Source organism: Actinoplanes sp. NPDC051851 (genome assembly GCF_040681165.1).
Lineage (GTDB): Bacteria > Actinomycetota > Actinomycetes > Mycobacteriales > Micromonosporaceae > Actinoplanes.
The window spans coordinates 1-20,213 of sequence record NZ_JBFAYF010000024.1 but is presented as its reverse complement, the minus strand read 5'-3'; the positions used below and the strand labels follow the sequence as shown (position 1 = coordinate 20,213).

Here is a 20,213-nt window from a genome sequence, read left to right as displayed (position 1 = left end):
GTCTCACGCCACGACTATATGCCCCACCTTCGATTCGCACGATGCCAGATCGGTGAACTCGACCATCACGTGCGCGATCCGCTGAACATCCTCTGAGCTGCACCGATGATCAACTGGCAGGGTCAGCATCCGCGCCGCGAGGGCCGCCGCCGCGCGATCACCGCTCCACCAGCCGCGCCGCTCCTGCCGCCAGTGCACCGGCGCGAAGATCCGGTGCCGCGCCAGGTGTGCCAGCAGCGCATCGCGTGCCGTCTCCGAGGCACAGGCCAGGGGGAGACGAAAAGGACCTTCAACGACAAGGTCGAATTCCTTCCGCGTACGGGAGAGGAGCTCGTGCCGAAGGCTCCCGGCCGCGGCGCGTCCCCGGTCGCGCAGGCCGGCCACGTCGAGGAGGGGAAGCAGGGCGGCCGTCACCGCGCTGGCCGGACCGGCACTGCACAGCAGGGCGCGCTCACCGTGCTGCTGCAGCGCCCGGAAGTCGCCCTTCGCGACCGGCCGGCCGTCCCGCCACGCGGCCTTGAGCAGCATCGCGGCGAGTTTCTGGGCGGCACCCCGGCTCTCCGGACCGTCCGGACCGGGCAGCGGCCGGCCGGACGGCGACCAGAGCAGCCCGCCGTCCGGCAGCGGCAGCGTCTTGCGCAGCGAGGCGACGGCGTACGCGGCGGTACTGTGCCGGGCCCAGTCGCCGAACGGATCGTGCGAGTGGTCCTCGACGACCGGCACCCCGGGATGGGCGGCGATCCACTCCCGCCACGGCCGCGGATCCTCGACGCCGAACAGGTTCTGGGCCAGCACCACGTCGCCGGGCCGGGCGTGCAGGGTCTCCAGGTCCGGGCCGTCCCGCAGCGGCAGGTGCTGGTACCAGGCGATCGGCACGCACTCGGCCAGCGCCTCGGCGACCCCGGTGCAGAAGTAGGTCGGCACGTGCAGCCGCCCGGCCGGGGCCAGCTGCCGGAGCAGCGCGCGCAGCGCCCCGGTCGCCGTGGCGAAGAGCCGGTGCCCGTCCGGCAGCCGGTGGTGCGGCGCGTCGAGCAGGGCGGACGGCTCCCAGTGGTACTCGGAGCCGATCTCGTCCCGCCGTCCCTCACGCCGCACGGCCGTAGTCCCCCGCGCGCTTGACGTTCAGGTCGTCGACGTGGACCGGGGGCTCGCCGCGGTGCAGGCCGGTCACCGTCATCCAGAGGATCCGCAGGTCGAGCCGGGGTGACCAGTGGTCGATGTACCACCGGTCGAGCCTGAATCGCTCCGGCCAGTCGATGTCGTCCCGGCCGTTGACCTGGGCCCAGCCGGTGATGCCGGGCTTCACCTCGAGGCGGCGGGCGTCCTCGGCCGAGTAGTTCGCCACCTGCGGGAGCACGTCCGGGCGGGGGCCGACCAGCAGCATCTGGCCGCGCAGCACGTTGACCAGTTGCGGCAGCTCGTCGAGGCTGGTCCGGCGCAGGATCCGGCCGCAGCGGGTGATCCGGGGATCGTTCTCCACCAGCCCGAACGGGTCGCCGATCCCCATCTCGGCGGTCATCGCGACGGAGCCGTGCACCATCGAGCGGAACTTCAGCATCCGGAACGGCTTACCACCCCGGCCGGCCCGGTCCTGGACGAAGAGCACGCCCCGGCCGTCGGCGGTCCGGACCCAGAGCGCGACGGCCAGGATCACCGGGGAGAGCAGGAGCAGGGCGACGGCGGCGGTGAGTTGGTTGAGGACGTGCCAGATCGGGCGTACTCCCACGGTTTCTTCTCCCCCTAGATCGTTTCCACATCGGGTCCGTCGAGGCGATGGCGGGTGTCGAGCACGTAGGCGGCGTGCTCGACGATCTGGTCCAGGTCGAAGGCGTCGTGGTCGGCGAGCAGCACCACGGCGTCCGCGGCGCTCAGCTGCTCGGCGGAGAACGCGACGCGGGTGACCCGCTGGTCGACGCGGGCGTCCTCGACCACGTGCGGGTCGGCGGCGCGGACCTCGGCGCCCATCTCCAGCAGCAGCGCGGCGACCCGGCGGGCCGGCGACTCCCGGGCGTCGCCGCTGTTCTTCTTGTACGCGAGCCCGAGCAGCAGGATCGTCGACCCGTTGACCGCCTTACGCCGCCGGTTCAGCCCGGCGACCAGGCGGCGTACCACGTAGTCGGGCATGTGGTTGTTGATGTCGTTGGCGAGTTCGACGAAGCGGAAGCTCTGCCCGAGGGTCCGCTGCACCCGCCAGGAGAGGTACGACGGATCGATCGGCAGACAGTGCCCGCCGACGCCGGGCCCGGGCGTGAACCGCATGAAGCCGAACGGCTTGGACGACGCCGCGTCGATCGCCTCCCAGACGTCGATGCCGAGCGCGTGCGCATACACCGCGAGCTCGTTGACCAGGGCGATGTTGACGTGCCGGAAGGTGTTCTCCAGCAGCTTGGCCAGCTCGGCCACCTTCGGGTCGGAGACCGGCACGGTGCTGTCCACGATCGACGCGTAGAAGGCGCGGACCCGCTCCAGCGAGGCGGCGTTGATCCCGGAGACCACCTTCGGGGTGCTGGTCAGGCTCCACTCCCGGTTGCCGGGGTCGATCCGCTCCGGGCTGTACCCGAGGTGGAAGTCGACGCCGGCGACCAGCCCGGAACCCTCCTCCAGCAGCGGCGCGACCAGCTCGGTGGTGGTGCCCGGATAGGTGGTCGACTCCAGCGCCACGGTCGCCCCGGGCCGCAGGTAGCGGGCCAGGGTCCGGGCCGCGTCCTCGATGTAGCGCAGGTCGGGGGTGCCGTCCCGGAGCGGGGTGGGCACCGCGATCACCGCGATGTCGAAGCCGCCGCACGAGCGCGGATCGCAGGACGGCTGGTACACCCCGACCTCGAGGATCTCCTGGAGCTGGGCGCAGGAGACGTCGTCGACGTACGACTCACCGGCGGCCAGCCGTTTGATCCGCTCGTCGTCGACGTCGTACCCGATCACCGAGTGACCGGCCTGGGCGGCGCGGACCGCGAGCGGGAGCCCGACGTAGCCCTGTCCGGCGATGACCACACGCTGCTTCTTCACGGGTGCCTTCCGATCCGCATGGTGAACTCGGCGCGCTGGGCGTTGCCCTTCCCGCCCACCGGGAGGGCCGGGCTCTCCGCGAGCCATCTCAGAACCGCGATCAGGTCCTCCCGGGGCGCGCCCGCGTCGAGCAGCGAGAGCACCGCGCCGTCCAGCGGCGGCACCGGGGCCTGGGAGATCAGCGGATGGCTGGGCCGGTGGTCCGGCTCGTCCGGCCCGAGCAGCACCTCGGCCAGCTTCTCGCCGGGCCGCAGTCCGGTGTAGACGATCTGCACGTGCCGGTCGGCCGCGTCGGCCAGGCGTTTCGCGACGTCCGCGATCCGCACCGGCTCGCCCATGTCGAGGATCAGCACCTCGCCGTGGCTGTCCAGCGCGCCCGCCTGGACCACCAGCCGAACCGCCTCCTGCACGGTCATGAAGTACCGGGTCACGTCCGGGTCGGTCACCGTGATCGGCCCGCCCGACTCGACCTGCGCCGCGAACGCGGTGAGCACCGATCCCCGGCTGCCCAGCACGTTGCCGAACCGGACGCTGGTGTACGTCCCCGGTGCGGTCGCGTCCGCGGCGGCGGTGAGCCGTTCGGTGATCCGCTTGGAGTACCCGAGCACGCTGCACGGGTCGGCGGCCTTGTCGGTGGAGATGTTGACCAGCCGGTCGACGCCGTGCCGGATCGCCGTCTGCAGGATCTGGTACGTACCGATGATGTTGGTCTTGAGGGCCTCGGAGGGGTGCATCTCCAGCAGAGGGAGGTGCTTGAGCGCCGCCGCGTGGAACACCACGTGCGGCCGGTGCTCGGCGAAGACCTCGTCGAGCCGCTGCTGGTCGCGGATGTCGGCGACCACCAGGTTGCGGTCGTTCAGCTGACCGCGGCCGTCGAGCGAGAGCTGCACCGCGTGCAGGCCGGACTCGTCCCGGTCCAGCATGATCAGCTCGGCCGGCTTGAACCGGGCGACCTGGCGGCAGAGCTCCGAGCCGATCGAGCCGCCGGCCCCGGTGACCAGCACCCGGCGCCCGGCCAGGTAACCCGCCACCGCCTCCAGGTCGATGGTGATCTCCCGGCGGCCGAGCAGGTCGGCGTGGCTGACCGGGCGGATGTCCTCGACGCTGACCGTGCGACCGAAGAGCTCGACCACCGGGGGGACCACCTTGAGGTCCACGTTGAGCGGCGCGGCCAGGTCGGTGAGCTGCCGGACCAGGTCGGCCCCGGCGCTCGGGATGGCGATCACCACGGCCCCGGCCCGGAACCGCCGGACCACCTCGGCCATCGCGTGCCGGTTGCCCGCCACCGGAACGCCCATGATCTGCAGGGCCCGCTTGGTCGGATCGTCGTCGAGCAGGGCGACCGGCGCGTACGGGCTGGACGGGCTGCGCAGCATCGCCCGGATCACCTGGGTGGCACCCTCACCCGCACCCATCACCACCACCCGGGTGCCCGGCTCGTGCGGGCGCAGGCGCTGGTCGTACCGGAGGCGGGCGGTGTACCGCAGGGCCGCCGCGAGCACCAGGCCGATCAGCCCGGCCGCGATGATCGCCGAGCGCGGGGCGAGCCGGCCGAGCAGCGTGTCCAGGGCGAAGACCAGCGGGATGGTGAGCGCCGCGGTCTTGGCGAGCGCGAGGATCTCCTCGAAGCAGCCGTACGACCAGCGTCCGGTGTAGAGGCCGAACCGGACGCCGGCGGCGGTGTGCACCAGTCCGGCGACGACCGCGAGCTCGGCCAGTCCGACGAGATTCAGGTGGTCGAAGTGCCCGTCGTGGCGGAGCACCGTCGCGATGAGCAGGGCGGCCGCCAGCGCGAGAGCGTCACCGGCGGCCCGGGCGGCCCGGCCGGGCAGTGCCGCGCGGAACCACGGCGCTGCCCGGCTCGGCCACTCTCCAGGTATGGAGTCCGTCACCTGCATGGATTCCCCCTAGTTATGCCAGGTGGGACCGGCCGGCGCGCGGCCTGATCGCCATGGATCTGATCGCAGCGGTCCCGATCGCACCTGAGGACGACATCGCTCCATGGCGACATCCGGAAATCGGTTTCGGACGCCCGGAATTCATTCACGCCGGGTCGGCGGATCGCCATTTCGGCCATTCGCACAAATCAGCGTTCCAGTCGGCGGCGGGTCGATCACAGTAGCAATTGTCACGGGCTACACGAGAGAGTCTCATGTTCCGCACCCGGCCCTCGATCGCCTATTCTCGATCTCTTTGCGGACCGCCCCGAGGGGCCATTCGGGGGAGGATGTCATAGCAATGACGAGGAAAACTCACCTTAGACATGACATCCGCGACTTACATTTCCGGCGCCATTACGGCAGCCTTCTCCTCCAAAGGCGCCGCAATAGTTCTGTCGACAATGCGACCAGGGGACGACGATGAGGGTGCTGCACATCATCACCGCGCTCGCCGAAGGGGGTCCCGTTCGCCAGCTGCGCCTGCTGCTCGACCGCCTCCCACACGAGAGCGAGGTGGTCACGCTGACGGCGCCGGGCGCGGCCGGCCTCTCGTTACGCGCCGACGGCATCCCGGTGCACGAGATCCTCCCCGCCCCCGGCCGCTCCCCCCTCCCGGGCAGCTCGCCCCTTCCCGCCCGCTCGCCCTTCCCCGGCCGCCCGCCCCTCCCCGGCTTCTCTTCGGGCCGAGAGAACGTCTTCGCCGGCGTCCGGCGTCTGCGGCGGCTCATTCGGCAGGGCCGATTCGACCTGGTACACACGCATTCGTACCGGGCGGGCATCGCGGGACGGATCGCCGCACGGCTGGCGGGTGTCCGCCGCGTGGTCGCCACCGAGCACCATCTCGGCCGGCTCGGCCCGGTCTACCTGGCCGGCGAGCGCCTCGGCCTGATCACGATCGCCGCCTCCGCGACGATCTCCCGTCGCCTCCGCTCCTCCGGGGTGCCGGCCGGCCGGATCACCGTCATCCCGTGGGCGGTCGAGCCTTCCGATTTCGCGTACGACCCCGGCCTGCGATTCGCCACCCGCGCCCACCTCGGCCTGCACCCGGACGTGCCGGTGATCGGCGCCGTCGGCCGCCTCGACCCGGCCAAGCGCTTCGACCTGCTGATCCGCGCACTGACCGGCGTCCCCGGCGCCGAACTCCTGCTGGTCGGCGACGGCCCGGCCCGCCACGCGCTGGAACGTCTCGCCGACATCGAGGGCGTCGCCGACCGGGTCACGTTCGCCGGCCCGGTCGGCCATCCCCGCGCGATGCTCTGCGCGATGGACGTCTTCGCCAGCCCCGGCCCGCACGCCTCCGGTCTCGCCACCCTGGAGGCGATCGCCGCCGGCCTGCCCGCCGTCTACGCCTCCTGCGGACCCCTCGAGGAGCGGATCGCCGCCCGGGCACCGGTCCGCGGCACCCACCGGATCACCCCGAACGACCGCGAGTCCCTGCCCCGCTCGCTCCGCGCCGAACTGCTCTGCCACACCGAGCGCGGCGGCGCCCGCCTTCCCGCGCGAACCGCCGGCCCGCGCTACGACGCCGGGCACATGGCCGCCGCGGTGGGCCGCGTCTACGACCGCGTGATCCGTTCCCACCCGGTGCCCGGAGCGCTCCCGGACCGCCCGCGCCCGATCACCTCGCGCTGACCTCACACGCCGCCGGCCTCGCCGTTCGCCGTCACCGCACGCACGCACACGCACGGCCGCCACCGGCACCGCACGTGCCGCCGGTCAGCGCACCGGGTCCGGGGTGCGGGTCAGAGCACCGGGTCCGGGGTGCGGCCGCCCCGCCCCGCGGTCGCCCGCTCCACCGCGTCGCGGACCGGTTCCCAGCGCATGACCCGCTGGAGGATCAGGTATCCGAGCACCGCACCGGAGGTGTTCGAGATCAGGTCGTTCACGTCGGCCCAGCGCTGGCCGTGCAGGGTGAGCACGAGCAGCCCCTGGGCCGACTCGATGAGCAGGCTGCCGAGGAAGGCGTACCGCGTCACCCGGCGCAGCTCCCGTACCCCGCAGAGCACGTGCAGCAGCGCCGCCACCGGCAGGGTCATCACGGTGTTGAGCAGGAAGTCCAGCGGCCGCATCGTGGTGATCGGCGGGAACAGGATGATCCGGTAGAACTCCGGCTCCCCGGCACCGGGCCCCCACGCCAGGTGCATCGGCAGCATGGTCGCACCGACGACGGCCACCAGATACCAGCTCCCGAACCAGGCCACCCCGGTCTTCACCGCACCCTGCCCGCGGAACGCCAGCCAGGAGACGACCATGAGAACGGCGCCCAGCGGCAGCAGCACGGGCAGCGCCGGGATATCGATCTGCTCGGTCCCCATCGACACCAACGCTACCCGTGGAGTCAGCCCGACCAGCCCGGTTTCCCCGCGTGGGCGGCCGCACTCACGGCGCTCCGGGCGCTCACGCCTCGCTCCCGGCGCTCATCGCAGCCAGCCCTCTTTGCGGGCGATGCGGATGGCGTCGAGGCGGTTGCGGGCACCGGTCTTGGCGATGACCGCGGACAGGTAGTTGCGCACGGTCCCCCCGGACAGGAACAGCCGCCCCGCGATCTCCTTCACCGACTCGCCCTCCGCCGCGAGTCCGAGAACTTCCAGCTCACGGGTGCTGAGCCCGCGATCCGTGTTGAGCGAGGCGGCCTGCAGCATCGGCGAGACCACCCGTTCCCCGGCGGCGAGCCGGCGCACCGACTCGGCCAGCGAACTGCCCGCCGCACTCTTGATCAGGAAGTTCAGTCCGCCACTCCACCGCCGTGGTGGGAGCATTCCGCGCTTCGACGGGTCACAGAGCAGGAGCATGGCGCAGGACGGGATCGCCGTGTGCAGCGTGTCCGCGATGGGGAGCACCTGGCTCACCATGTACTCGGTATCGATCACGATGACGGCAGGCCACAACTGTGCCGCGCGCTGCGCCAGATCGGCGTTGATGGGCAGCGTGGCGACGTAATGCATGTCCGGTTCGGTCTCGAGGAAGGCTCTGACCGGGACACCGAAGTATCCCTCGTCTCTGACCACAACGACCCGGATCATCACACCACCCTCGTCGAGGAGCACCGGCGGTTCACGCCGGCCGCATGACGCAATCTTTCTATGTTTTGACGCCCATTCTGGTACCACCGGACAAGTCGATCTGATAAAGATCTCCAAAGGAAGTGGTACGCCCAGTTCAGATCAGATCCGTGCCATTACCCAGCACCCGGGGCACCTACTAAAAGTAGCCGTCACAAACACGCTCCGCACTGCCAGATACCCGATCTACCGAGCCAGGTGTGCCGGATCAACGATTCGGACTACCGAAATGAGGGTGACACCACCCGGATACGCGACAGAAATTACCGGCAAACCTTGACATCTCCGGCATTCCACGCATACCCCGCCACTACATTTTGCCACCCGAAAATCAATATCCACCTTCGAGCGAAAAGCAGATCGCCATTTCAGCGTTCCCCGGGTGACCGTTTCCCACCATGGCCTGCATCCCGCGATCACCTCACCCGCCCGTGCCGGAGCCGGGACGGTGCTGCTGAGATGGGGACATGCGAACGACTGTGGAGAGCCGGACCGGCAGCGCGACGGCGGAGAGCCGACGGCCATGACGGTGATGCTGACCCGGATGGCGGACGTCCGGATCCCGCACGATCCCGCGGATCTGCGGGACGTGGCGCCCGTGCTGCTCGGCGGCCGGGCGTCGATGCTGGCCACCGGAGCGACGACGGTGACGGTGCACGACCTGACCGGCACGGGCGGTCCAGCGGCGGTGTTCCCGGTACCGCGGCCGGTGGGATGCGACGAGATCGCGGTGAGCCCGGATCGGGAACTCCTCGTCGTGTGTGACCCGGGTGCGGTGCGCGCGATCGCCCCGGACGGAACCCAGCGGTGGACGGTCCACCACCGGGACTGGCCGCGCGGATGCCGGGGATCGGTCGCCGTGAGCGCGGACGGTTCGGTGGTGTGGGCGCACGTCCGCGGCCCCCTGATCCAGCACGGCGAGGCGACGGGCGAGCGCCTCGACGGTGAGCTGTGGCTGGTGATCGACGCGCGGAGCGGTGACGTGCTGGACCGGACCGGGGTCGGGACCGGTACGGTCGGGTCGGATCACGTGGCGGTGCCGGGTACCGGACGCATGGGGCTCGCCGTGGACCGGGGCCAGGAGGGCGCACCGATCGTCTGGGGCCGCTGGGACGGCGCCGCGCTGACCACCGTCCGGCACGGTGACGACGACCGGGTGCTGCTCGCGGTCGATCCCACCGGGCGGCGATACGTCACCGTCGACCACGCGTCGCAGCAGTTCCTCGCGATACACCGGCTGGCGGACGGCTCGATCGAACGGGAACTGGACGCCGAGGAGTTGCCGGGCGCAGACCTGGACACCGACGGCGAGGACCGCCCGGCCTGGAACTTCACCTGCGGCTTCCTGCCCAGCCGCCACCGCACCGGCACCGGCACCCGCGACAGCGACAGCGACAGCGACAGCGACAGCGACAGCGACAGCGTTGGCGTTGGCGTTGGCGTTGGCGAGACCGGCAGCGGCGGCGGGGCGCTGATCGTTTCGAGCGGTGACGGCGGCTATGCGGAGAACGGGGTCCGGAACTGGGTGGTCGATCCGGGGAGCGGCCGTGTCCGCGGGCCGATCCCGCATCTGGGTGGGGAGGAACAGCAGGCCTGGCCGGTAGGGGACGGCAGCTGGCTCACCCGGGGAGGCGACGCGCTCACCTACGCGCGCTGGCGTCTCACCGGTGCGTAGGTGAGACGCCGGCCCGTACGGGAGAAGGGGTCAGTGCATGATGACCGGAGTCGCCGGAGCGTCGTCGCCGAGGTGGGATTCCTGGCGCTTGCGCGGCAGGAAGAAGGCCGGGATCAGGGTGACCAGGACCAGGATGAAGCCGACCCAGAACGTGGTGGCGAACGAGTCCGCGACGAAGGCCAGCCCTCGCTCCAGGATGCCGCTCTCCGTGATGGCGGGCGGAAGCTGAGCGGCGATCTCGGGCTTCTGGACCACGCCGATGGCCAGGCCCGCCTCGGTGACCGGGGCGCCGGTCTCCGAGGGGAGGCCCGGGATGATCGCGGAGTCGTTGAGCTGCTGGGTCAGGATGACCGACATCATCGCGGAGCCGACCGAGCCGGCGATCTGCTGGAAGATGTTGAGCAGCGTGGAGCCGCGGGCCACCTCGTGACTGGTCAGGGTCTTCAGCGCGGAGGTCATGATCGGCATCATGGTGCCGCCCATGCCGAGGCCCATCACGAAGAGCGAACCGCAGAGCAGCCAGTACGACGTGTCCGTGCCGACCTGGGTGAACGTGAAGAAGCCGGCGGCGATGAACAGTAGCGCGAACGGCACCGTACGCCCGACCGGGATCTTGTCGGCGAGCATGCCCGCGATCGGCATGGTGACCATGGCGCCGATGCCCTGCGGTGCCATCAGCAGGCCGGCGTCGAGCGTCGACTCGCCGCGGACCTGGAGGAAGTAGCTCGGGAAGAGCAGGCCGGCACCCATGAACGCGACCATGAACACGGACATGGTGATCGACGCGACGGAGAGGTTGCGGTCGCGCAGCAGGCGCAGGTCGAGCAGCGGGTGCCGGGGCTTGAACGAGTAGAACACGAAGCCGACCACCAGCAGGCCGCCGACCAGCATCGGGAGCCAGACCTTGGTGTGCGAGAAGGTGCCCGCCTCGGGGAGCGAGGAGACGCCGAAGAGGAAGAGCGCGAGACCCGGCGAGAGCATCAGCATGCCGACGAAGTCGAAGGACTCGGAGGGCTCCGGATTGTCCTTGGCCAGCGCGAGACCGGCGTACACCAGAGCGATCGCGCCGATCGGCAGGTTGATCAGGAAGATCCAGTGCCAGCTCGCGGCGTCGATCAGCCAGCCGCCGAGGATCGGGCCGGCGATCGGGCCGAGCAGCATCGGGATGCCGAGGACGGCCATCAGGCGGCCGATCCGCTCGGGGCCCGCGGCGCGCGTCATGATCGTCATGCCGAGCGGCATCAGCATGCCGCCGCCGAGGCCCTGGAGCACCCGGTAGCCGATCAGCTGGCCGATCGAGTCGGCGGTGGAGCAGAGGCCGGAGCCGAGCGTGAAGAGCACCAGCGCGGCCATGTACAGCCGTTTGGTGCCGAAACGGTCGGCGGCCCACCCGGTCAGCGGGATGACCGTGGCCAGGGCCAGCGTGTAACCGGTCATCGTCCAGGCGACCTGAGCATACGAGGCGCCGAACTCGGTCTGGAAGGTCGGCAGCGCGACGCTGACCACCGTCACGTCGAGGATCGACATGATCGCGCCGAGGACGACGACCCCGGCGATCTTGAGGACGGCCGCGTCGAGTTTGGCCGGCGCCGCCACGGTCTGAATAGTCACCACGGACCCCCGTCGGATACTTCGGAAGGCCTGAGACTATCGACCGTAGCCGCAGCTCACCTCCCCTTTATCGGACCCGCGACTGTGTCCCTCCCCACTGATTCAGTACGTACGTCGATGCCAGCACCCCGAGTCCGTCGGCCGCCCAGTGCACCGCCACCGGTGCGAGGAGTCCGCCGGAGACGTCCCGGAGTCCACCCAGTACGGCCCCGGCCACGGTCATCGCGAGCGCGTCGGTCCACGCCCGATCGGGTGACAGGTGCCAGAGGCCGAAGAGCACCGCGGTGATCGCTGTCGCCCAGAGTGGCCCGTGGTCCGCGGCGATCAGCGGCCAGAGGACCCCCCGGAACGCGGCCTCCTCGAAGGCGACGGTGGAGAGCGGGATCGCCACGAAGGTGGTGTAGAGGGGACGGGGGTAGCGCTTCGTGAAGAACCGCCGCCCCCACCGGATCGCCGCCAGGTATCCACCGGCGATCACCACGACCCCCACCAGCGCGTACCGGTAGTCGCCCCACGGCAGCGAGACCCCGGTCAGCCAGAGGAGCAGGGCGGCGGCGATCGGGTTGGTGACCGGCTGGGCGTTCCGGGGGCCGTAGCGGGTCCAGAGCCGGACCGCGATCATCGCCACGATAATCAGGTAGACCATCGGCTCTCGCCTCCGTATCTTCAGGACGTTCATCAGCGTGCCCGTGACCGGAGAGGGGGCCCATCGTGGTGACCCCCGTGTCGCGATTCGACCTGATCAACGTGTCTGGTGTGCCCGGCTCCGGCCGCGCCACCGGGGCTGGACGTTCCTGACCGCCGAGCTCGACGAGCCACGGCGGCCGGGTGGGCGCATCACGTCCGTCAGCCGAACACGTCTGGAAAGAACGAATTCTCATGCGTACGCGCAATATCGGTATTCTCGCGCACGTCGATGCCGGTAAGACCACCCTGACCGAGCGGATCCTCTTCGCCACCGGTCTCGTACACCGCACCGGCGAAGTCCACGACGGCACCACCGTGACCGATTTCGACCCCCAGGAGCGGGAGCGCGGGATCACCATCTTCGCGGCCGCGGTGAGCTGCGAGTGGGGCGGTCACCGGCTCAACCTGATCGACACACCGGGTCACGTGGACTTCTCCGACGAGGTGGAGCGGTCGCTGCGCGTCCTGGACGGAGCGGTGGCCGTGTTCGACGGTGTCGCGGGCGTCGAGCCGCAGAGCGAGGCGGTGTGGCGCAGGGCCGACGAGTACGGCGTACCGCGGATCGCGTTCGTGAACAAGATGGACCGGCCCGGCGCGGATCTCGACGCCGTGGTCGCCTCCATCCGGGAGCGACTCGGCGTGATCCCGCTCGTGGTCCAGCTGCCGATCGGCGCGGAGGGCGACTTCCGCGGCGTGATCGACGTGGTGGAGTCGTCGGGTGAATCGGAGAGGGCCCAGGCGGCACGGCAGCGGCTCGAAGAGCAGGTCGCCGAGCTGCACCCCGACGCACTGGAGGAATGGGGCGACATGTCCGACACGACCCTGCGGAAAGCGCTCCGTGACCTCACCCTCTCCGGCGAGGCCGTGGTCGTGCTCTGCGGCTCCGCCTACCGCGACAGGGGCATCGAACCCCTGCTCGACGCCGTCGTCCACTACCTGCCGTCACCGGCGGGCGATCCCACCAAACCCCTGACCGCGCTCGCCTTCAAGGTGCACACCGCGCGGACCGGCCGCCTCACCTACCTCCGTGTCTACGACGGAACGCTCGCGAAGGGAGACATCGTGCTGAACACCGGCACCGGGCGTACCGAGAGAATCGCCCGCATCCTGCGGCCGCGCGCCGACCGCAACACCGACGTCGACCTCGCGCGGGCCGGCGACATCGTCGCCGTGGCCGGTGTCAAGGCGGCCCGGCCCGGCGCCACCCTCGCCGACCCGCGGCACCCGGTGCTGCTGGAGGCGCCGCGCACGGCCGAGCCGCTGGTCTCGATCGCGGTCGAGGCGAGCACCCGCACCGGCGCCCAGCGGCTGCCCACCGCCCTGGCCACGCTCGCCGAGGAGGACCCGTCGCTGGTCGTCCGCACCGATCCGGAGACCGGGCAGACGATCCTCGCCGGCCTGGGCGAACTGCACCTGGAGGTGGCCGTGGAGAAGCTGCGGCAGGCGACCGGCCTGGCGCTGACCACCGGCCGTCCGCGGGTCACCTACCGGGAGACGGTCGCCGAGGGCGCCACCGGCGTGACCTACCGGCACGTCAAGCAGGACGGCGGCGCGGGACAGTTCGCGGTGGTCGTGCTCGACGTGGCGCCGGCGACCCTGGAGGAGGGGTTCGTGTTCACGTCCACGGTGGCCGGTGGGCGGGTGCCGGCCGAATTCGTCCGGGCGGTCGAGGCGGGCTGCCGGGAGGCGCTCGCCGAGGGCCCGCTCGGCGGTCATCCGGTCACCGGTGTCCGGGTCACGCTGAGCGACGGTCAGACGCATCCCAAGGACTCGTCCGAGCTCGCGTTCCGGGCAGCCGGCCGGTTCGGCCTGCGTGCCGCGCTGCGCGCGAGCACGATGCGCCTGCTCGAGCCGGTCGCGGAGGTCACCGTGAGTGCACCGTCGGACGCACTCGGCGCGGTGCTCGGCGACCTCGCGGCGCGTCGCGGTCACATCGTCGATTCCGGCGTACGCACGGTGACCGCCGTCGTCCCGCTCGCCGAGCTCTTCGGGTACGCGACGTCGCTGCGCTCCCGCACCAGCGGCCGTGGCACGTTCAGCTCCCGCCCAGCGGGCTACCGCCCGGCGGCGTGACCGGCCGACGGCCCGCGCGCGTCGCGGCCAAGCTGACGCTGACGGCTGTATCGCGCGCCGCGATGCAGCGCTGACCCGATCGTCGGCTCCGTCGGCCCGGGGTTCGGTCGTGGACCGGCCGGGCGGCGCCCCGTGGGCGGTGGGCCGGCGGTCCGGGGGTGCCCGCGGCCGATGGGCCGGCGATCCGGGGGTGCCCGCGGCCGATGGGCCGGCGATCCGGGGTGTCTCAGCGCGGTGGGCTGGTGGTCCGGGGTGTCTCAAAGCGGTGGGCTGGCGATCCGGGGTGTCTCGGGCGGCCCGATTGACCCGTGAACGCCAGCCGCGCCGGGCGAGCTGGCGCTCACGGGTCTCTCAAGCCCGCCGAGACACCCGTGACCACCAGCCACGAAGACGATCCCACCGGAATCGACCAGCGGGGTCAGCGCTGAGCGCCAGCCGGGCCTGTCCCGGCGCACTCGGGAACGCGCCGCACTCGGGAACGCGCCGCACTCGGGGCCGGCGTCAGCAGGTGCCGACGGTGACGGGTGGGGCGAACGGGCCCAGCCGCACTTCCTGCCGGGGTGGGTCCTCAGGGATGGGGGCCGCCCCGGCACCCGCGATCGGGCGGGGCTGGCTCGGCACGACCCGCCCCGAGCTCCCGCCACGCCCCGGATACATCAGCAGCCCGTTGATCGGATCAGGCACCGCGTCCAGCGCCGCGCGCACGGCCGGCAGCTCCCGGTAGGAGGCCCAGCCGTCCTCACTGCGGAACGCGATTTCGAAGAGCACTCCCCAGGAGTGCCGATGCCACGTCCAGTCGTAGGCGCCGTGCGAGATCGCCGCCTCGACCAGGACATTGGCGTGTGTGTCCTGCCAGCGCGCTCCCGAACCCCGCGCGCCGTCCAGGACTTCGACGGACCACCAATGCAGTTCCATGGTGCTTCCACGCTACGCCCGCGAAACCCCCTCATGCGTGCCAACCGCGGGCGTGCACGCCGTGCAGCGCGAGCCTTCCGATCGGGTCGACCAGGTACGGGTCCGTGGTCACCCCCGCCTCCGCCGGCTCCAGCCCGAGCAGCACCCGCATCAGCAGCAACGGGGTGCCGGACGCCCACGCCTGCGGCGAGCACGCGGTCGGGTACTCGACCGGGATCCCGGTGTCGTCCCGGGAGTACCCGACGAAGACCTCGGGCAGCCGGTCGCCGAAGTGCCGGGCCGCCTCCAGGACGGCCACCGAGAGACGGCTCGCCTCGCAACGGAACCCGTACCGGGCCAGTCCCGCCGCGACCAGCGCGGTGTCGTGCGGCCAGACCGTGCCGTTGTGGTACTCGACCGGGTTGTAGGCGAGCTGGTCGCTGGCCAGGGTGCGGACGCCCCAGCCGGAGAAGAGCCGGTCGCCCATCAGGTGCCCGGCGATCCGCCCGGCGTACTCCTCCGGGACGATGCCGCTCCAGAGCAGGTGGCCGATGTTCGAGGTCAGGGTCGGCACCGGCTCCTTGTCGCCGTCCAGCGCCAGTGCGTAGAAGCCCTGGCCGGGCAGCCAGAAGGCCTCGTGGAAACGGTCCCGCAGCTCGTCGGCGTCCCGGTCGAGCCGGTCCGCGAGCTCCGGGTCACGCCAGACCTCACGCGCCAGCCTGGCGGATCGCCGCCTGGCGTCGTACGCATAGCCCTGGATCTCGCAGACGGCACGCGGACCTCGCGCGATCTCGCCGTCGGGGTGCAGGATCGCGTTCCAGGAGTCCTTCCAGCACTGGTTCTCCAGGCCGCTCTCCTCATTGCGGCGCTGGTACTCGATGAAGCCGTCGCCGTCCAGGTCGCCGTGCTTCTCGATCCACTCCAGCGCCGCCCGCGCGGCCGGCTCCAGCTCGCGGATCAGCTCCCGGTCGCCCGTCCAGCGTTCGTACTCGTCGAGCACCACCAGGAAGAGCGGGGTGCTGTCGGCCGACCCGAAGTACGGCGAGTGCGGCCGCTCGCCGAAGTGGGTCAACTCGCCGTGCCGTACCTCATGAAGGATCTTTCCCGGCTCGGCGTCCCGGAAGTCGTCGAAGCCGTCCGCCTGCTGCGCGGCCAGCGCTCGCAGCGTGGTGCGGCACAGCTCCGGGGCGAACGGCAGCGCCTGATAACTGGTGATCAGGCTGTCCCGGCCGAAGAGCGCCATGAACCAGGGCAGCCCGGCAGCGGGCAACGACGAGTCGGGCGCGACGTCGGGGCGACAGCGCAGCGCGGCGAGATCGACGAGAGTCCGGTGGTAGATGCGGCACAACTGGTTCCAGTCGGTGTCCAGCCGGGGTGCCGCGTTCAGCCACTCCCCGAGCGAACCCGGCACGTCCGGATGGTGCGAGCGCTTCGCCTGCGGCCGGTGCCGCTCGGTGGCCACCCCGACCTCGATCGCGGCCCGCCAGGACTCCCCCGGCTCCAGACTCGCCCGATAGGTGAGCGTGGACGCGGTCAGGAACGCCCCGGGCGCGTGCACGATCGTCTCCCGCAGCAGGTCCGATCGCTCGTACCCGAGGATCACCCGCTCGCCGTCGATCCGGTGGTAGAACCGGCCGGCCTTGCGCAGATGGTCCTTGATCTCGAAGATGTCGGCGAAGTCCGCGGCGAAGAGCACGGTGATCTCGGCCAGCAGCGTCTCGGTGCCGTGGTTGTCCAGCTGGAGCTGCTCCTGCATGCCCTCGCCGACGTGGCGCCGCCGCAGCAGGGCCAGCGGCGAGTTCCGGTAGATCGAATCCGTCCGGGCCACCAGGAAGAAGAGCGCCTCGTCGTACTCCACGGCGTCCCCGGAGAGCGCGTGCAGCTCGCCGCCGTTGAGGCGTACCTGCCATCGGGACAGGTGGCGCATGTCCCGGTAGAACAGCCCGGCCGGCTCGTCCGGGCGCGCGTGCACGTCGCCGGCCAGATCGCTGACCACGAAGGTGCTCCCGTCGAGAATGCTCACCTGATTCTCCCGCACGGCACCCGGATCCCCCCTCCGCGAATTCGTAAACCCGCAGGTGAGAAGCAACTTTTCCGGGGTATGCGGCGGCCGTGACAGCCTTACGCATCGCCATGATCGCACCGCCCTTCTATGAGATCCCACCCCTCGGGTACGGCGGCATCGAGCTGATCTGCGCCGAACTGGTGGAGGCACTCGTCTCCCGGGGGCACCGGGTGACCCTCTTCGGGGCGGGCACCCGCAGCCGCACCCGTGCCCGGTTCGTCAGCACCAATCCCCGGCTGCAGCACGACCGGCTCGGGCAGGCCGTACCGGAGCTGCTGCACGCGGCCCGGGTACGCCGTCTCCTGCAGGACTCCGGCGGGGCCTTCGACATCGTGCACGACCACTCCGCCGCGGGCCCGCTCACCGCCGGCGCCCGCGTCACGCCGACCGTGCTGACCATGCACGGACCGGCCGACGGCGAGTTCGGCGACTACTACGCCGACCTCGACCCGGCGATCGGGCAGGTCGCCATCTCGGACTTCCAGCGGCAGCTGCGCCCCGGTCTGAACTGGGTCGGCACCGTGCACAACGGGGTGGACCCGGACCGGTTCGTCCCCGAGCACCACCCGGACGGCCCGGTGCTCTGGCTCGCCCGTTTCAACGCGGAGAAGGGCCCCGACCTGGCCATCGAGGCGTGCCGCGCGGCCAAGCTCCCGCTCGTGCTGGCCGGCAAGTGCAACGAGCCCGCCGAACGCCGCTACCTGCACGACGTGATCGACCCGATGCTCGGCCCGGACGTCGACCTGGTCCTCGACCCGGACCGGGAGGCCGTCCGGAGGATGCTCACCGCGGCCCGCTGCCTGATCCTGCCGATCCGCTGGCACGAGCCGTTCGGCCTGGTCATGATCGAGGCGATGGCCTCGGCGACCCCGGTCGTGGCCCTGCGCCGCGGCTCCGTCCCGGAGATCGTCGACCACGGCGTGACCGGCTGGATCGGCGACGACCCGGACGACCTGCCCGCCCTGCTGCGCCGCTGCCGCACCATCGATCCGGCGGCCTGCGTGGCCCGCGTCCGCCGGCACTTCTCCACCGGCATCATGGCCCGCGGTTACGAGAACGTCTACCGCTCCATGATCATGCGCGGCCTGCCACTCACCGAGCCGGCCGGCACCTGACCGTCGCCGGACGTGAACCGGCCCGGGTCCCGGCACGTGGTACCTCTGCCCACAGCCCAGGGACACATCTGCCCACAGCCCAGGGACACATCGACGGAGGTCCGGAAACCATGCCCGACACACGCCCCGGCGGCACGCCGTTCGACCGAGCGGTCCTCGCCCGCCTGCTGCGGAAGGACCGCGAGGTTCTGCACGACCTGTCCTGGGCCCGCGGCGGCCGGGGTGTCGGCGTCGGCGAGCGGGAGGTCGTCGCCGGGCCGCCGCGTACCACTGCGGAGTCCGCCCTGATCGAACGCCAGGTCCTCGGCACCCTGGACAGGTTCAGCCACGCGGACGCCCGGCGCGCCCTCGAGTCGGTCTCCGCCACCGGCACCCGGTCGTACCGGTACCTCCGCCAGGTCCAGGGCACCGCCGACCGGATGACCGCGCCCGAACACCTGCGAACCACACTGCGCCTGCTGGAGCTGGACCGCGGCGTACCGAACCACCCGGCCCTCGCCGATCTGCGCGCGACACTCGAAACACCGGGCAGGACCCTTCCGGACACCGTACGGGAGGCCCGGCAGCACGCCGAACGCCTGCACGCGGCCGACCCCGACACCCGCGACAGCGCGTGGGCCCGGGAACTCGCCCGGCATCTCCCCGCTCCGGGGCGGGGTACGCCGTTCTCGGAACCGGAGTTCCAGGCCACACTGGAGCGGGATCGCCCGCTGCTGCATCAGGTGTCCGAGGCCCACGGCAACAGGCCGGACACCCCTTCCGTCGTCGAGCGCGCCGTCGCCGACAGCCTCCGGGCGGGCGGACTCACCGCCGCCATGACCGTCCTCGAGGTCACGGCCGCCACCGGCACGGAGACCTACCGGTATCTCCGCGAGATCGCGGGCACCGCCCGGCAGATGACCCCGGCCGAGCACTTCACGACCACGCTTCTGCTGCTGCACTCCGACCGGAACGGCGACATCAGACCGTTCACCCACCGTCTGGAGGCCGTGCTCACCAGCGGCACGAAGACCCCCGCCGAGGCCGTACGGGAGGCGAAGCCGATCGTCGACGCGATCCACGGCGCGCATCCCACCACCGCCCAGAGCCCCTGGGCCGAGGAGTTCCGCAGGCAGTACGCTCGCCACACCCCAGCATCCCGGGCCGTGGCCGCGCAGCAGCTCTCCACCACCGGCGACCGCACCCGGGACACCCGCCCGGCGAACCCGGAGCGCTCCCTGACCACACCGGCCTCCGCCACCAGCACCGCCCCACCGCTGGTGCGCTGAGGCGTTCCGTCGCAGGCCCCGGTGTCGAACCGGGCTGTCCGCCCTTATGAGGGGCAGCCGAGACCCGCGCTCGCCTGCGTCGTCACTCACAGTGGATGGCATCGCGGAGGAGGTGGGATTCGAACCCACGGGGCCCGCAGGGGCCCACGCCGTTTCCAGCGGCGTCTCCGAAGCCGGGCCGGCTCCTCCAAGTCGGGTCGGCCGGATTCGAACCGGCCGCCTCCCGCTTGCAAGGCGGGCGCTCTCCCTGATGAGCTACGAGCCCCTGCGTACCCGGAGCGCGATTCGAACGCGCACTGCCACCGTCCTGAGCGGTGTGCCTCCTGCCGTTGGGCTACCCGGGCAGATGAAAAGCGTGTCCCCGGAGAGATTCGAACTCCCGACACCCGGATCCGTAATCCGGTGCTCTATCCGCTGAGCTACGGAGACGAGACTTCCATGCCATCCACTGTGGATTTGTCAAGAAACGCGGACTTGTCGGGAAACGCACGCACGGGCAGCAGGATTCGAACCCGCATCCGACAGCTTTGGAGGCTGGCGCTCTGCCGTTGAGCTACACCCGCGGGAAAAGAAGAGCCGCCCTGTCCCAGACTCGGGAGGGGCGGCGGATCGTCGGGGTGGAGTCCCTGATAGTGGTGTAACGCGGTTGGCGTGATCGTCGGACATCCTGTCCGGCATAGAACGCGGCCATCGCGTGATCTTTCGAGCGAACGTCTCACGGAACTCTCGAAAGGGATCAACCACGATGGCCGCACCACACATCATCGACCCTGCCGGCCTGCTCGGCCAAGCACTGACCGACGCGTCACCGGATCTG

Annotated in this window: 15 protein-coding genes and 5 tRNA genes; 5 read left to right on the top strand and 15 right to left on the bottom strand. The window is 71.1% G+C overall.

Annotation, left to right across the window (positions count from 1 at the left end):
* Positions 1–3: 3 nt before the first annotated feature.
* Genes AB0M08_RS22805 through AB0M08_RS22790 form a run of 4 tightly spaced genes read right to left on the bottom strand, consistent with a single transcriptional unit; the run spans position 4 to position 4,904 of the window.
* Positions 4–1,095 carry a hypothetical protein gene (locus AB0M08_RS22805; protein WP_364496532.1) on the bottom strand — a complete coding sequence of 364 codons (1,092 nt, stop codon included), beginning with the start codon at positions 1,093–1,095 and terminating at the stop codon, positions 4–6.
* Positions 1,085–1,726, bottom strand: a complete 642-nt coding sequence (locus tag AB0M08_RS22800) for a sugar transferase (RefSeq protein WP_364496530.1) — start codon at positions 1,724–1,726, stop codon at positions 1,085–1,087. The genes AB0M08_RS22805 and AB0M08_RS22800 overlap by 11 nt, the downstream gene beginning before the upstream one ends.
* A 14-nt stretch (positions 1,727–1,740) precedes the next feature.
* Positions 1,741–3,006 carry a nucleotide sugar dehydrogenase gene (locus tag AB0M08_RS22795; RefSeq protein WP_364496528.1) on the bottom strand — a complete coding sequence of 422 codons (1,266 nt, stop codon included), beginning with the start codon at positions 3,004–3,006 and terminating at the stop codon, positions 1,741–1,743.
* Positions 3,003–4,904: a nucleoside-diphosphate sugar epimerase/dehydratase gene (locus AB0M08_RS22790; protein ID WP_364496525.1), complete on the bottom strand. Its 1,902-nt coding sequence runs from the start codon at positions 4,902–4,904 to the stop codon at positions 3,003–3,005. Before AB0M08_RS22790 ends, AB0M08_RS22795 begins: the two co-directional genes overlap by 4 nt.
* 462 nt (positions 4,905–5,366) lie before the next feature.
* On the opposite strand from AB0M08_RS22790, the gene AB0M08_RS22785 reads away from it, so the two are divergent.
* Entirely contained in the window at positions 5,367–6,578 is a 1,212-nt protein-coding gene (locus AB0M08_RS22785) for a glycosyltransferase (protein WP_364496522.1), read from the top strand.
* Between the two features lie 110 nt (positions 6,579–6,688).
* On the opposite strand, the gene AB0M08_RS22780 is transcribed toward AB0M08_RS22785, so the two are convergent.
* Positions 6,689–7,261, bottom strand: coding sequence for a VanZ family protein (locus AB0M08_RS22780; RefSeq protein ID WP_364496520.1), 573 nt, complete (start codon positions 7,259–7,261; stop codon positions 6,689–6,691).
* Positions 7,262–7,363: 102 nt separating this feature from the next.
* Positions 7,364–7,969, bottom strand: coding sequence for a response regulator transcription factor (locus tag AB0M08_RS22775; RefSeq protein ID WP_364496517.1), 606 nt, complete (start codon positions 7,967–7,969; stop codon positions 7,364–7,366).
* A 421-nt stretch (positions 7,970–8,390) separates the two neighbouring features.
* Here AB0M08_RS22775 and AB0M08_RS22770 point away from each other — a divergent pair, with 421 nt between their 5' ends.
* A complete protein-coding gene (locus tag AB0M08_RS22770; protein ID WP_364496514.1) occupies positions 8,391–9,683 on the top strand; it encodes a hypothetical protein in 1,293 nt (430 codons plus the stop codon).
* 30 nt (positions 9,684–9,713) lie between these two features.
* Here AB0M08_RS22770 and AB0M08_RS22765 read toward each other — a convergent pair whose 3' ends face one another.
* Together AB0M08_RS22765 and AB0M08_RS22760 are read right to left on the bottom strand one after the other, a co-directional pair.
* On the bottom strand, positions 9,714–11,294 hold the full coding sequence (locus AB0M08_RS22765) for a DHA2 family efflux MFS transporter permease subunit (RefSeq protein WP_364496512.1): 1,581 nt from the start codon (positions 11,292–11,294) through the stop codon (positions 9,714–9,716).
* Between the two features lie 67 nt (positions 11,295–11,361).
* The gene (locus tag AB0M08_RS22760; protein WP_364496509.1) at positions 11,362–11,940 is read right to left on the bottom strand and encodes a CPBP family intramembrane glutamic endopeptidase; all 579 of its coding nucleotides are present in this window, start codon (positions 11,938–11,940) and stop codon (positions 11,362–11,364) included.
* Positions 11,941–12,173: 233 nt separating this feature from the next.
* Here AB0M08_RS22760 and fusA point away from each other — a divergent pair, with 233 nt between their 5' ends.
* Positions 12,174–14,054 carry an elongation factor G gene (gene fusA / locus AB0M08_RS22755; protein ID WP_364496507.1) on the top strand — a complete coding sequence of 627 codons (1,881 nt, stop codon included), beginning with the start codon at positions 12,174–12,176 and terminating at the stop codon, positions 14,052–14,054.
* A gap of 501 nt (positions 14,055–14,555) precedes the next feature.
* Here fusA and AB0M08_RS22750 read toward each other — a convergent pair.
* Both AB0M08_RS22750 and AB0M08_RS22745 read right to left on the bottom strand, forming a co-directional pair.
* Positions 14,556–14,969, bottom strand: coding sequence for a hypothetical protein (locus AB0M08_RS22750; protein ID WP_364496504.1), 414 nt, complete (start codon positions 14,967–14,969; stop codon positions 14,556–14,558).
* A 31-nt stretch (positions 14,970–15,000) separates the two neighbouring features.
* The gene (locus AB0M08_RS22745) at positions 15,001–16,971 is read right to left on the bottom strand and encodes a glycogen debranching N-terminal domain-containing protein (protein WP_364496501.1); all 1,971 of its coding nucleotides are present in this window, start codon (positions 16,969–16,971) and stop codon (positions 15,001–15,003) included.
* Positions 16,972–17,060: 89 nt separating this feature from the next.
* On the opposite strand from AB0M08_RS22745, the gene AB0M08_RS22740 reads away from it, so the two are divergent.
* Positions 17,061–18,128, top strand: coding sequence for a glycosyltransferase family 4 protein (locus AB0M08_RS22740; RefSeq protein WP_364496498.1), 1,068 nt, complete (start codon positions 17,061–17,063; stop codon positions 18,126–18,128).
* A 110-nt stretch (positions 18,129–18,238) separates the two neighbouring features.
* Entirely contained in the window at positions 18,239–19,396 is a 1,158-nt protein-coding gene (locus AB0M08_RS22735) for a hypothetical protein (protein ID WP_364496496.1), read from the top strand.
* A gap of 104 nt (positions 19,397–19,500) precedes the next feature.
* Here the strand turns inward: AB0M08_RS22735 and AB0M08_RS22730 are convergent.
* The 5 genes from AB0M08_RS22730 to AB0M08_RS22710 all read right to left on the bottom strand — a co-directional run bounded on the left by AB0M08_RS22730 (position 19,501) and on the right by AB0M08_RS22710 (position 19,959).
* Positions 19,501–19,585: transfer RNA gene (locus tag AB0M08_RS22730), tRNA-Ser, on the bottom strand.
* A 4-nt stretch (positions 19,586–19,589) separates the two neighbouring features.
* Positions 19,590–19,661, bottom strand: a tRNA-Ala gene (locus AB0M08_RS22725).
* Between the two features lie 5 nt (positions 19,662–19,666).
* Positions 19,667–19,740, bottom strand: a tRNA-Leu gene (locus AB0M08_RS22720).
* A gap of 12 nt (positions 19,741–19,752) precedes the next feature.
* Positions 19,753–19,825 (bottom strand) — tRNA-Arg (locus AB0M08_RS22715).
* A gap of 62 nt (positions 19,826–19,887) precedes the next feature.
* Positions 19,888–19,959: transfer RNA gene (locus AB0M08_RS22710), tRNA-Trp, on the bottom strand.
* Between the last annotated feature and the right edge of the window lie 254 nt (positions 19,960–20,213).